The organism is Paenibacillus sp. FSL K6-1096 (assembly GCF_037977055.1).
Taxonomy (GTDB): Bacteria; Bacillota; Bacilli; order Paenibacillales; family Paenibacillaceae; genus Paenibacillus_AQ.
In genome coordinates, this window is the sequence record NZ_CP150274.1 from 797420 (window position 1) to 811052 (window position 13633).

General features: G+C 54.6%; 8 protein-coding genes. All 8 read right to left on the reverse strand.

All coding sequences use genetic code 11. The features are described 5' to 3' along the window. Nucleotide 1: 1 nt before the first annotated feature. The 8 genes from MHI24_RS03650 to MHI24_RS03685 all read right to left on the reverse strand — a co-directional run bounded on the left by MHI24_RS03650 (nt 2) and on the right by MHI24_RS03685 (nt 13496). The gene (locus tag MHI24_RS03650) at nt 2-829 is read right to left on the reverse strand and encodes a carbohydrate ABC transporter permease (protein WP_340024203.1); all 828 of its coding nucleotides are present in this window, start codon (nt 827-829) and stop codon (nt 2-4) included. An 18-nt stretch (nt 830-847) separates the two neighbouring features. Then, entirely contained in the window at nt 848-2764 is a 1917-nt protein-coding gene (locus tag MHI24_RS03655) for an ABC transporter permease subunit (RefSeq protein WP_340024204.1), read from the reverse strand. 102 nt (nt 2765-2866) lie between these two features. Next, nucleotides 2867-4519, reverse strand: a complete 1653-nt coding sequence (locus MHI24_RS03660; RefSeq protein ID WP_340024205.1) for an extracellular solute-binding protein — start codon at nt 4517-4519, stop codon at nt 2867-2869. Nucleotides 4520-4878: 359 nt separating this feature from the next. After that, nucleotides 4879-5988 carry a GntR family transcriptional regulator gene (locus MHI24_RS03665; protein ID WP_340024206.1) on the reverse strand — a complete coding sequence of 370 codons (1110 nt, stop codon included), beginning with the start codon at nt 5986-5988 and terminating at the stop codon, nt 4879-4881. 127 nt (nt 5989-6115) lie between these two features. Next, nucleotides 6116-8521, reverse strand: coding sequence for an alpha-L-rhamnosidase N-terminal domain-containing protein (locus MHI24_RS03670; RefSeq protein ID WP_340024207.1), 2406 nt, complete (start codon nt 8519-8521; stop codon nt 6116-6118). A gap of 207 nt (nt 8522-8728) precedes the next feature. Next, a complete protein-coding gene (locus MHI24_RS03675; RefSeq protein ID WP_340024208.1) occupies nt 8729-9805 on the reverse strand; it encodes an alpha/beta hydrolase family protein in 1077 nt (358 codons plus the stop codon). A gap of 39 nt (nt 9806-9844) precedes the next feature. Further along, nucleotides 9845-11944: a beta-galactosidase gene (locus MHI24_RS03680; protein ID WP_340024209.1), complete on the reverse strand. Its 2100-nt coding sequence runs from the start codon at nt 11942-11944 to the stop codon at nt 9845-9847. 16 nt (nt 11945-11960) lie between these two features. Next, nucleotides 11961-13496: an extracellular solute-binding protein gene (locus tag MHI24_RS03685; RefSeq protein ID WP_340026593.1), complete on the reverse strand. Its 1536-nt coding sequence runs from the start codon at nt 13494-13496 to the stop codon at nt 11961-11963. Between the last annotated feature and the right edge of the window lie 137 nt (nt 13497-13633).

Below are 13633 nucleotides of genomic sequence, written 5' to 3' on the forward strand. Positions count from 1 at the left end.
TTTATAGCTTCAATGCGCCTTGCGTCATCCCTTGAATGTAATACTTCATGCCGAAGGTGAAAATCGCCAGCAGAGGCAGCGAAGAGATTGCATAGGCTGCGAATTGGGGCCCCATATCCGTAATGCCGAATTGCTTGGTGAACAGGGTCAGTCCGACGGAAATGACCTGCAGACTGCTGTCCTGAATCGTCAAGAGAGGCCAGATATAATCATTGTAGACGCCGACGGATTGCATGATAAACAGCGTTGCCAGAATCGGCAGCGAGAGCGGCAGCACGATGCGCGCAAATACGCGCAGCTCTGAGGCACCGTCCATTCGTGCCGCCTCGAACAATTCACCCGGCAGACCGGCCATATACATACGGCAGAGAAACGTGCCGAAGACCTGACCGCCGGCTGCACTGGAGATAATCATCGCCCAGGGCGAATTGGTAAGCCCCATATTTTTGTACAAGACATAAGAGGGAATCAGCGTCAGTACGCTAGGGACCATCATCATAGCCAGCATCATGAGGAATAGAACATTTTTGCCGGGGAACGATTTCTTGGCGAACAGGTATCCGGACACTGCTGACAGCAGCATCACGCTCACGCTGCCAGTCACCGCGTAGAATACCGTATTAAGAATATACCGCCAAATGCTTGTGAACGCTTCTGCGTAATTGGACCATCTTGCCGGGGAAGGCAACGCCCAGAAGTTGCCCAGGATTTGGGCATTGCTCTTCAGAGAGCTTAAGATCATGAACAGAATCGGCACCAGCGTCAGGAAGACAAGCAGCGCCAGCAGTGCGATGCTGACGAGCTGCCGGGTCTTGCCGGTATGCAACATAGGCCAGCTCTCCTTTCCTTACTCATCCGATTGCTTGATGAATTTCAAATTGATGATGGTAATGACCAGTATCACCGCAAACATGCTGACGCCAAGCGCGGAAGCATAGCCCAGATCGTTGAATTTCGTAGCGGCATAATACATCTGCAGGGCGGGAACGTATGTAGAGTCCATCGGTCCGCCGCCGGTTACAATGAGAATGCCGTTGAAATCCTGAATGATGCCGATCAGGCCCATAATAATCAGGAACTTGAACTGGCCGGCCAACAGAGGCAGATGAATCGAACGGATGATCCTTGGCAGCCCTGCACCATCCATGCGCGCCGACTCCATTAATTCAAGCGGAATCGACAGCAGACCCGCATACAGAACGAGCAATTGCAAGATGCCGACAAAAGGGAATCCTATGAATATCAGGGACCACAGCGCCGTCTGCGGATCTCCGAGCCAGCCGTGAGTCCACGAGCCAAGCCCGATTAATTGAAGAAAATGATTAAACAATCCCATATTCGGGTCATAGAAGTTCTGCCAGATGAGCAGGCCGGCTACACCGGGAATCACCATTGAGGCGGTGAACGCAGTACGGAATCCGTACTGCAGCTTCTTGCTGCGCAAATGGTAAATAAGCTCTGCTACAATCAGCGGGGGAATTAATGCCTTAACAAGTCCGGTAACAATCAGAAGAAGCAGATTGCCGAGCCCCTTGGAGACATAAGGGTCATGGATCATACGCTCGAAATTAGCAAGGCCGATGAAGGTTGTTTTGCCTCCGGGCTGCCACTGGTACAGCGAATGGAACAAGCCCGAGAAGGCAGGAAAATACATGAACGTGAACAGAAGCGCAAAGCTCGGAAGCAGGCCAAGGTATACCCATCTGGAATGCCAAATGCTCTTGAACACCACCAGCCGCTTCTGCTTCTTCAAATAGAACAGCCATCCGGCAAGGAGAAGGCCTATGGCCAACGCGCCTGCGGTCCAATACGCTGTTCTCATCCGAGTCTGGCTCTTCCCCTCGGCAATCACGCTTCCGACATCAAGCGGACGGATGCTTCCGTCCGTCTGGCCGGCGTAGAGAATGGTTCCATCCGGTGAGAAAGCCAGTGCGCGTCCCACCTGCCCTCCCCCCGATTCCCAGAGCTTGCTGCCGTTAGAATCGAATAAATAGAAGAAGCCGGATAAATCCGCTACCCCCAGCAGCTTCCCGTCCTTCGAAAATGCAACCGCAGACACATGGTCACGCGTGCTCAGCGACTGAATTCTCGTCCCTTCCTTGTTGAACAGCTCTACTTGCCTGGTGTCCGTGCCGACGGCCACATCACCTTCGCCGGTTACGGCGAGGGACTGGACTTGGCCGCTCGCACCGAACCGGCTGTGAGGCTGTCCGTATTTGTCCAGCAGGAATATGAATTGATCGGCTCCGGCCGCTGCGATCCATGAACCGTCTGCAGATACTTTAGCTGTCTTAAGTATCGTATCACCGGGGAACGACCCTGTCTGTTCGCCGGTTGCGGCATCCACCTGTATAACCATTTTGCCCCGCTGCACCACGGCAGTGACCAGCGCTCCATCTGAAGAGGCGGATACGCTTTTCACCTGATGCTTGAAATCACGGTCCCAGATCAGATGCCCGTCCGGCCCGTAGGCGTAGAGATGTCTGTCGTCCGATGCGGCAAGCAGCGTTCCGTCTTCCAGCAGATCAACGGCGTTCATTACATTGCCGGCCTCTACTTCAAAAAGTACACGGCCCTCCTGATCGAAGACCACCGCCTTCGACCCGTGGCTCCCCATCGCCACGCGGCTTCCATCCGCCGATACGGCAATCGAAGTAATCTCCTCCGCGCCTTCACTGGACCATGGAGCCTGCGCCGAGACATTCAGCGGAGCAAGTCCCAGCAGCAACAGGACCGCCAATAGAATCCATGATGTTCTCCTCATATGCCCTTCCTACCCTTCTGCAAAATCCACACTGATCTTCGGGCGCGCCGCCGTATAGCTTCATCTGCACCGGCCGAAAAAGGCCGGTGCAGATGAGAAGGCTTAATTACGTGCCGGCGGCCGTTTTTCCGGCGTATCCAGGTCAGAGCGTTCCATCTTTCTCTCCTTCAAGGCAACATCAAAATATTTGTCTATGTTCGCTTGCAGCTCATTGAGATATTGATCGGTCGAGATTTTTCCGGCGAAATACTTCTGTACACTGCCAACCCAATCTTGTATGGAAGGCTGGTAATCCCAGAGCCCGCGGGCCAGTACGTTGGCTGCACTATCGTAGCCCTCCGTATTCCCGATGGGAGCGAAGTCGGTGAATGCAGCCGTCATTTCATCGGGAAGTGTGATGTCCTTAAGAGCCGGGGCACCGTCCAGGGAGGCGTCGGGACTCTTTTGAATAGCTTCAACGTATACTTTGTAACCTTCAGGGCTTGTCAGGAACATCATAAAGTCCATGTTCAGCGCGTTCTGCTCAGCCGATTTGTTCACAATCCCATAAGAGCCTACCGGAATCTGAATCGTACGGGCCGCTCCCTGCACCTGCGGTCCTTCCATCGACGGCATATTGAAGAATCCGTACTCAAACGGTTTCACACCGCCCTGGGCGCCGGTTTTTTCCTCATCGGAGAAGTCCTTCGGCAGCTTCCAATAGGAGCCCGGGGTTGACAGCATGGTCGCGGCTTTGCCGGTTAAGAACAACTGGTAAGCTTGCGTATCCTTCACTCCGAAGAATCCGTCCGGGGTGTAGGAGAACAGCTTCTTCAGGTTCTCCGAGTAAGCAGCCCAAGCCGGATTGCCTGCCACTTTGAACGGTCCGCTCTTATCCTCGATCGCCTTCCAGGCGCGCAAGGCATTTTTGGTTACTTTGCTGTTGGAATCATTGTAAGGATCTTTAGGATCAAAGACCCACTCCTCGTCCACCTCCGGCAAATACGTATAGTCCTGCGGCTGGGAACGGGTAATGTTGACGAAATCGCGCATGTACTGGTCGGCGTAGATCCGCACCAGCCAGCCCGCTGTGCTGCTCCACATAGAGTTGGAATCGCCGGCCAGTCCGAGCGGAATATACCCGGCAGCCTTAATCTTGTCGAACGCGGCGGTCAAATCGCTGAACGTCTTCGGTGTCTCGGTGACCCCGGCTTGCCGGAAGATTTCCTTGTTGTAGACCCATACGATCTGGACTGATTCAAAATTCAGGTTCCAGAGATGATCCTCCACCCCAATGCCGTCGAGGTTAATGCCCATGGCGCCCAGGTCGAAGGAATCCTTCCAGTCTTTGCCGGTGTACGGATTATTCTTATCGAAATAAGGATAGTAATCGACGAATTTCTTATCGCCTGCCAGATTTAGAATTTCGTTGTTGGTAATGAGGTCAACCTCCGGTGTCCCAGCAGCAAATTGGGCACTCAGCCATTCTTTGTAGCCTTCCTGCGGCTTGTGGTCCACTTTGACCTTTACACCCGGATTGATAGCCATGTAAGCTTGTGCCACTGCGTTCCAGACAGAAGCGGACGCATTGGGCAGAGAGATTTGAATCTCGCCCTGCCATTTCGCAGCGGACGGCTGCGGACCTGCTGATGCGCCAGGCTCCGGGGCTGCCGGACTGGGTTCCGGCGATGTGCCGCTATTCTTGCTGCAGGCAGACAGCAGCGCCGAAATCATCAGCACGCTGATCAAGAGGAACAGTACTTTCTTCTTCCGCATGTTGTTTTCCCCCCATGTTAAAATGTGGATAAGGCGCTTACCATTTCAATCGTCCTTCTTTATAAACAAGTGCGTAAAGTATGCTCTATCCTTTATGTATACTTTACATTGAAAAGTATACTCTATACCACCCTGCGGTGCAACCACTTTTTTGCTGGCTGCTGCAACCAAGTAGAAACGGCTATGCCGTCCTTTTTTAGGATGGCACCCGTTTCAGCGAGAAATATAAGGATAAGTTATCGTGTGGAACGTATAAATTCTATATTTTAAAAAACATAGGCTGCCGGAATATCCGGCAGCCTATGACTTTTCCAATTCACTTCTTCCGCCTTAATAAGCAGCAACAACGGCCATACAGTTCACTGTGGAACCGGTCCCGTGCTTGCTCGGGGGATCAGTGTTGGCACAATCTCGTCCTTGATGAGCTGCTGTCCCGCTCCTGCCAGCTCGAACAGCAGAATCTCGGCGGCACGCTCTCCCACCTTCCTCGTATTCTGGTTCACAGTGGATAAGGAGGGATAGGCGATCTCACCGAGCTTCATATCATCGTAACCCATGATGCTGATATCCTGCGGTACTCTCATCCCAGCCGCCCTGGCTGCATTCATGGCCCCGATCGCTTTGTAATCGCTGGTTGCAAAGATCGCTGTCGGAGGGTCCTCCAGCTCCATCAGCTTCTCGAAGCCCTCTGCCCCCAGCTTCACCGACTCCTGCTCCTCATCCATGAACGCAACAAGCTGCGGATCAAAAGGAATCTGATGCTGCGTGAGCGCAAGCCGGTAACCCTGCAGCCGAAGCGAGAATTCCTGATTGATCTCCATAATGGACTTCCCTGTAACGATGATCCCAATTCTGCGGTGGCCAAGCGAGATCAGGTGCTGCGTCGCCAGATAGCCCCCGGTCAGGTTGTCCACAATAACATAGGGAATTCCCAAATGCGGATAGTAGAAATGCACAGTGACCATCCTCCGCTCCTCTTGCCGCCATGCGGTGAGCCGTTCAATGTCGAAGGAATCGGCAGCCGTAGTCGTCAGCAGGATAATTCCGGCATTCGGATCTTCAGGCAACTGATAATCAGTACCCATGTCCCACAGATGGAAGCCAACGCCATTCTCGCCGCACACTTCCCTGATGCCTTCGAACATTTCACTGAAGAACGGATGGCTGAAATTGTTCAGCTCCAGATTCAAATGTGCGAAAAAAAGCGTGCTGATCGGCTTCGCCTCCGCAGCTGCCGTCTTCTCCTGAATAAAGCTCCCCTTCCCGCGGATTCGGTATACGTATCCCTCCTGCACCAGATCGGAGAGCGCCCGCCGCGAGGTGATTTCACTCGTATTGTATTCCTTCGCCAGATCAATCTGAGTCGGCAAAGGATCATGCGGCCTCAGCTCGCCGGTTTCAATCTTATGCTTGATATCGTTCATGATGTATTGGTACATCGGCGTTTTATCGGATTTGTCCACATTCATTGCTGATCACTCCTATCGAATGGCATAAGTATACTTTAGAGGGTACGTTTTCGCAATGAAAAGAGGCGAAACCAGGCTGCTCAGGCCGCTGTTTCGCCGGATTGTATTGCCGTTGTTGCCGTGTTCGTCAGAGGATAGTGACATCTGCTCCCACGCCGCATTCCTCTTGAATTTCAGGTCCCCTTACCCTTATGATGCCGGTGAGGCAGGTCCGACTGTCAGCGTTTACAAGGGTCATCTGCTCCATATCGGCCTCTATGACGGAGAACGCGGAGGGGATCTGCGCCTTCAGGTGCAGCCTGCCATCCTGCTCTCTCGCCCACCTGATCTGAAGCTCTCCATGCTGCGTCGGAATGACGCCTTCTGCCCAGTCCAGGCCCTCAACAGGAGTGGGACGGATCGAGACTCTGCCAGTGCCCGCCTCGGATACATCTGCGCCCAGAACCTCACGGCTCAGCAGATAAGTAGGAGAAGCTCCCCAGCCGTGCGACAGGCTGACAGGAATAGAATCCTGCAAGTAAGTCGGCGTGTGCCCCAAATAGGGGCTTGGGGTGGTGGGGAACGGCAGCGATAAATCGAACGTTTCCCACCAGGTCATGGCTCCCCGGTCCAGCATCGCTCCCCAGTACCCGCGGATGATGGAGACCGCTTCTTCTGCAAAGCCATATTGGAACAAGGTCTCAAGCACGATGTGATAGAAGAAGGCCCCGCGGATCGGAGGCAGCCGCTCTGCAAGATACTCCTCCCGGATGAAAGCGACCACTTCCGCTTCCTCCATAATTCCCGACCAGGCTGCGGCAAAATTCGTCTGAGCAGTCACACTGGAGGACAGTCCCTCATCCGTCAAACAATCGGCATAGAGGGAGGTACCTGGGACGCGCTGCCGTGTCCGGATGGCTTCGCGCAAGCGCTTCGCCTTGCGCAAGAACTCTGCCGCACGGCCGTCTTCCTGCAATTCCTGTGCCATAAGGGAGAGGGTCAGCAGGAACTTGTAGTAATAGCAGGACACCGCAGTGACCCGGTCTTTCCGTTCTATATCATCCGACCAGTCGATGAAGCACCACCATCCGCTGCGGTCCGCCTTAGCGAACAGCCCGGCTTCGTCTTCCTGCCGCCCGAACCAGTCCGCCAGCAAGGCGGCATGCGGCCAGATCTCTTGGATAAACTGGAGGTCCCCGGAATACGAGTAGTACTCCCAGGCGCCCAGCAGCCAAAATGCACAGAAATCCGGCAGCAGAAACCGGTTCCGCTGTGGCCCGGTGCCGGGAATCGAGCCGTCTTCATTCTGGATTCTTGCTCCCTGCAGCAGTGATTTACGGACAAGCTCCGGGTTGCTGTAGGTCTGGTAAACCACTTTACCCATCACAACAGCGTCGGCAACCCACAAGGCGGCTTCGCGGTAGGGGCAGTCCTCCAAATGATGCTGGCTGTTCACAACGGTCGTATAACGCCCTGTTTCCCATATCCGGTTCAGCTTCTCGTCACTGCAGCGGAACACCGGCTCTCCTTCATACGGATAGTGAACAAAACGGACACCCAGCGAGCGGACCCGGAGCGCGGAGGGGGTTGCCATCCCTGCTATCTTAAGATAGCGGAACGCCCGGCGGCCGAATGGTTCCAGCTTGTTCGCACCCTTGCGGAGCAAAAAGGTATCGGTCAGCACCAGCTCCAATGATTCCCCGTAGAATAGCTGTACAACCCCGCCTTCGGCCGCTTCGACTTCTATTTCAGGATAGCCCACAATCTCTGTTCCGAAGTCATAAGTAATTTGCGGAAGCGAACCCGGGACCGAAGCGTCCAGCACCGTCACTGCTCCTTCCCCAGGATCACGCAGCAAGCCTTCGGCACTCTCCAGCCGGCCAAGATAGGATTCCGCAGCAACAACAGAGACAGGCTGCACCAAGGTCTCCCGCAACGGCGGAATTTCACGGGGCAACAGGCGGGGCCATGGCGAATCCGGCTGCTCCGCCCGGGCGGCAACGGCGGCAGCCGGCCAAGCGGAATCGTCATAATCCGCCCGTTCCCAGCCATCCTCCGCCTTCAAATCGGCAATCTCCCGGTATCCTCCCCACAGGTGCAGCCGGCTGGCCTTCGTTGTCCATTTCGGCGACCGCCGGCACTTCCAGTCCGCCCCGCTGGCAATGGAACCTAAGGGTGTATCGGCATTCTCCAGCGAGCCGAACAGATCAAGCTGGCAGATGATGCCACCGGGCCCCTGGAGCTGCTCTGTCACAATCGGCTCCCGGCCGAAGTTATGAGCCACAACCGCCAGAACATTCGTACCGGCTTGCAGACGTTCCCCGATATCATAGCTGTCATACGACATCCATGACAAATCTGCAGGCGCCGGTCCTCTTCCAATCTCATTCCCGTTCAAGTACAGCTTGTAGTGCTGATTGGCGGAAATATGCACCGTGGCTCGCTTCGGCTGCACCGTCAGCTCAAAACGCCTGCGTGCCTCCACGTATACGTTATTCTCTTCTGATACCCCGGCTGCCCATATCCAATCCGCCCGCCAGTTCACACTGTTCATATATAATCCCCTCCCACTCCAAGCATTCCAAAGAAGATAAAAGTATACTTACAAATATCATAATATACTTTTATTTCTTTTCCCGCAACAATATATGCGTTACAGCTTATCATATGCAGAGCAGAGGGTTTCGCTTTAATGCTGAGAGCATACTAATTAAAAAGCGGTTGGGCAGAAAAAACTGCCCAACCGCTTTTTAATTGCATTTCATTCGGTAAGCCACCGGTCCACGAACTCATAGGTCTGTCCGCCGTTCCAGACATGTCCGCCGGCAAAAATGTGGTGTGCGAAGCGGTCTTCAGCCCCCGTTAACCGGTAAGCGCCGGCTGTAATTTCAACCTGCTCCCTCACATTGTCCACTCCCCGTTCGCCGTTCAGAGGGTCCTGATCGCCCGTCTCAATCAGCAAGGCGCGCGGGGCAATTAAGGCTGCGATATCTCCCATATCCACAGCCTCCCATAACCGGGGCACATAATTACATGAACAATTATACAGATTGAGCAGAGCATCCTTGTATCCGTAAAAGTACCCGCTGACCACAGCGCAGCTCACCCGCTCATCAAGAGCGGCCAGCCACAGGGTTTGCAGGCCGCCTCCTGACAATCCGCAGCAGCCTATCCGTTCCTGTGCAATCTCTTGCCGGGTCCCGATGTAGTCAAGCAGACGTGTCAAATCCCAAGTCCACATCCCTGTCAGCGATAATCCCAAGCTAATCGCCATCATATTCAACTGATTGCAAGTGCTGCCCAAGAACACAGGCTCTTCGTCGCCCTGCCCCGACGATTCGCGCCGCTCTCCGAATCCCCGGGCGTCCGGGCACAGGACGATATATCCCCTCTGAACAAACGATACACCATAATCCAGATGAGCGCCGGCAATCGGCTCCCGCAAGGCTGGAATATCCGTCCGGCCGGCCGGAGACAGCTTCCCTCCGGTGCCATGTCCATGGGCTGCAATCATGCAAGGTCTCTTCTCCCCCGGCTGCAGACCGTCCGGCATCAGCAGGTAGAAGGGCATCCACACGTCCGGCTCCACCTGAATGAGCCATTTCTCACGACGGTAATTCTCCAGCTGGACAGATTCCTGTAGCTCCGGCCGTAGATCGCACATGTCCATTCTGGTCATGCCGATGAGTTCGCCCAGTCTGGCCCGGGTGCTTGTCTTCCAAGCTTCGTATTTCTCCAGGCTGGCAGTCTGGAACCTCCATTGTCGGGCGGTCCTGTCGAACCTGTCCGCTAAACCGGGAATGGACGTATAGTATTTGGCAATATGCTCTGTGTTCACGGATCTCACCTCAGATGAATTAGTATAATCAGTCGGTACTTAAGGCAGAACGTATATCCGGCCCTCGCCCGGAGCGAGTGATGAAGTCAGCTTCCCGGTTGCAGCATTATAATCGGTTCCCGTCTCCGTTCCGTTCGATTTGGATACTTCACTCACGCCGGCCGGCTTCGGGGATAAGCTGAACCGGGCGGTTACCGCGTTCACTGTATCCTTGTTGACGACCATTACATACTCCCTTCCGCTCCCGTTCTTGAAGTAACCGATAATCAGAGGCTGCGCCGCATCCTCCGGCTTCCAGAAGAATCCGGAGGGCACCCCTGATGTCCCGGACGGCAGCGAACCTGTGTGATATACCGCCTGTGAAGTAAGCGTCCTCAGCGTAGGGCCGATTTGGAGCAGGTCTGCATTCACCTTTTGTGCGGAAGCATACAGCGGCCCCTTAGAGCCGCCCGGAAGAACAATTCCGTCGTGGAATGTTTCTCCTTCCCCGCTCGGCGTTTCATAGGTGAAGTAGTTAATGCCTTTTGCCCCGTAAACCAGGCTGCTGTAGACATTATACCTCAGTTCGTTCTCAGTTGGCGGACGAAGTCCGTCGGTTACTCCTACAGATTGAATATACGCCCAGAAGTCTAGCGAAGCGGCAAGAGCCTGCCGCCGGATGATTTCCAGATTCGCAAAATACTCACTGCTGAAGCCGCCTCCGGCACTGTAAGGATAATGATCGAACAGAAGAAAGTCCGGCTTCTTGCTGGCCCAGCGGTACACATAATCTTCATAGGAGAAGGGAACCAGGTTCTGATTCAGTGCAAACCAGTAATCTCCGTTGACCGCTGCCCCGGCTACATAGGCGTTCCCGTCCTTTTCCAGCTTCACCCCGCCCGTAGACCGGATGACCCAGCCGACCTGGTTGTCGCCGCCCCCGCCATGTGTCAATTCCCAGTAATAGTCCGTATTCGGGCTTACCGCTGCATTGATCTCAAATACAGGAAAGCTGGTAGACGATCCTGATAACGTCTTCTGGCCGAGAAGAGCTGATTTGGCCGGGGAGTTCCACAGCTTAAGCGTCAGCGGTTCATTGCTGCCCCATTGATTCTTATCGATGTACAGTTGAAGGGAGGAAATGTGCGTGGTCCCGGAATTCGTCCTGAATGTCTGGCCCAAGGCGGAACCGGGGGTTACATACTCTCCGGACTGGGGACCAAAGCCGAGATTCTGAGCATAGTTCGGCAGCAGATTCACATATGTCAAATGGTTCGGATCAGCCGCCCTGAACTTCTCCATGGTCCCCTGCAGCCCGGTCATGGCCGCTGCGCCTGGCTCGTCCATAAGGTTGTAACCCAGAAGGCCCGGGTTCCCGGCATAATGGGAAGCCATGTCGTTAATAACAGAGGCCGGGGGCTGTGCGCCGCCGCTGTACATTTTCTGCCCGTAATTGAGCTTAAACCAGAAATCGTAATCATTCAGTGCCGTACCGTTCTGATACGCTGTTCCTCCGGCAAAAACATTGGATGAATTGCCTACCACCCAGCCGATATCTGCGGCACTGCCGCTTGTCAGCTCAAAATAGTAGCTGGTGCCGGAATTAAGCCATTTATGCAATTTAAAAACAGGATAATCATCGGCTACAGGACCTGTAATGGAATACGATCCGATCAGATTCTCTTTACCGGGCGAGGAGTACAGTCTAAGGGTAAGCTTCCTGCCCGCCGTCCACTGGGTTCTGTCAATATAGAGCTGAATGGTATCAATGGCGATGTCCGGCTCGGCAGGTGTAGTAAAGGTCTGTCCCAGTGAACTGCCGGCAGACACATACTTGCCGTCATTGCCTGCCGTCTGGTCAACCGTGAACTTATGCGAGCCCAGCCGGTCATCCTGCACGATGCAGCTCAGACCTTTGTCCGCACATTGGGCAAGTGCAGCATCATTCTGTGCGTAGGTATAAATGCCGTTGGACAGCAGCACGAAGGTCGCGTTCAGCTCCTTGATCTCCTGATACTTGGCGCTGGTCGTTTCCGCCGGGCCGGGCGACCAAAAAATTCCAACAGGAAACGGCTCCACATTCGGTATTGCAGCCTGAACAGAGGCTCCCCCCATCAGGCTTGCCAGGACTACGGATATTAAAGCGATCTTCTTTTTCATCCGGTCATTTCTCCCCTCAGTTGTCAAAGTGGAATCTTTCTCTTAACTGACTTGACGCTTCCTCCAGCAGTTGCCGCCCGCCTGCCTCCAGCCATTCTTGCTTGAACCGTTCATAATCGCTGTCCTCGCCCAGTATATACTTCAGGTCGAACTCCTGCGTCAGCTTCTTCAGATCCGAGGAGATTTGCGGGTCCAGATGCAGCAATTCATGATAATTGGTGTAGCTGTCCATGCTCATCGCCTTGTTGTCCAGTTCCAGTTGCTTGATGTCCGCTGGCCCGGGGCTGTCTCTGCGGCTCTCCAGCACCCGGTCCTGGCTGGTCGCCACCCATGTCCCCCAGTCATTCGCCCCTTTGACCTCTTGACGGTAAGGGTCCTCCTTGAGACTGATGAACTTGGCTTCCCGGCCGAAATTGCTGACCTTCTGCCCGTTCACCCCCACTCCCCAGCGGAGCGCCCAATATCCTTCGGTCGGGTAGACGGTAGAGTCAATAAAGCGGAGAATCCGCTCCATCTTCTCAGCATCTCCGGCCGCCTGTGCAGATACCGCCAGCAGGCCCCCGGCAATCGGTGCAGGCGGACGCCTCCCGCCGAATTCCGCACCCTTGGGAACCTGTAGCGCATCCCACCAGTTGACTGTACGGCCGGTTGCTCCGTTCATTCTCTCCCCTTCCTGCACAATGGCGCCGGGATAGTGGACGATGCCGATGTGTCCGCCGAACAGCTTTGGCTTGCGCTGTTCCCAGCTCTGCGTATACCAATCGGGGTCAATCAGCTTCTCCTTGACGATTGTCCGCATAAACGCCAGAAATTTCAGATGCGTACCGTCTACTACGGAATGCTGTACGGTTCCATTCGGGCCGATATGGAAGCCGGATGGGCCGTACATGGATTCCAGAATGCTGATCTCGCCGACATCGCTGCCGGAGCCGGCGGAGCTGATGCCCCAGGTGTCGTCTCTCCCATTCTGGTCAGGATCACCATACGTGAATTTCCGGAGCACTTCCAGCAGTTCGATGTCCGTAGCCGGCGGGGATAGCTGGAGCTCGTCCAGCCAGTCCTTGCGGATCATAAGCGCCCAGGTGAACGCCTCCGGCAGCTTCGGCAAGCCGATGATTCTGCCCTCCACAGTAGCGTGTGCTCTCATCTGGCTGTTCCACGTCTGCATGACATGCGGAAGCTTGGACAGATATGGCGTCCAGTCGTCCAGGAGGACCTCCTGCTTGTGCAATTTCATGATCAGATTACGGTCCCAGGAGAAGATGAGGTCCGGCGGCTGGCTGGAGGAGAAGCGGAGAAGCAGCTTGGCTTCCAGTTCTCCCGGCGGCACAGCGTCCATCGTCATTTCGATATTGAACCGGTCTTTGATCCACTTTCTCCAAGGGTCCGCTTCATCAGTCGGCGTATTAGACCATCCGTTCTCCATCATGTTCAGCTTCACTGTACTTCGCACAGAATCCCCTTCCGCCGGATGGCCGGTATCCGTTGAAGGCGGGTTCGGTGGACGGGAGGTTCCGGTTTGTTCTTCCTGGCCGGGGCAACTGGTGATCATAACTGTCAAGAATAATGCTCCTGTGGCCAAGGATACCCTTCGCTTCTTGTTCATCACTTAACCTCATTGTGTTTGAGATAGTCATTTGATGGCGTTACCCTTGGACAGCTTTATTATACAAAGGGAGTGAAGGCCGC

What these genes read in the sequence shown, in the direction of transcription:
- MHI24_RS03680 (WP_340024209.1), bottom strand. Translation starts at nt 11,944, where the DNA reads ATGAAAAAGAAGATCGCTTTAATATCCGTAGTCCTGGCAAGCCTGATG.
- MHI24_RS03685 (WP_340026593.1), bottom strand. Translation starts at nt 13,496, where the DNA reads ATGATCACCAGTTGCCCCGGCCAGGAAGAACAAACCGGAACCTCCCGT.
- MHI24_RS03670 (WP_340024207.1), bottom strand. Translation starts at nt 8,521, where the DNA reads ATGAACAGTGTGAACTGGCGGGCGGATTGGATATGGGCAGCCGGGGTA.
- MHI24_RS03660 (WP_340024205.1), bottom strand. Translation starts at nt 4,519, where the DNA reads ATGCGGAAGAAGAAAGTACTGTTCCTCTTGATCAGCGTGCTGATGATT.
- MHI24_RS03655 (WP_340024204.1), bottom strand. Translation starts at nt 2,764, where the DNA reads ATGAGGAGAACATCATGGATTCTATTGGCGGTCCTGTTGCTGCTGGGA.
- MHI24_RS03650 (WP_340024203.1), bottom strand. Translation starts at nt 829, where the DNA reads ATGTTGCATACCGGCAAGACCCGGCAGCTCGTCAGCATCGCACTGCTG.
- MHI24_RS03665 (WP_340024206.1), bottom strand. Translation starts at nt 5,988, where the DNA reads ATGAATGTGGACAAATCCGATAAAACGCCGATGTACCAATACATCATG.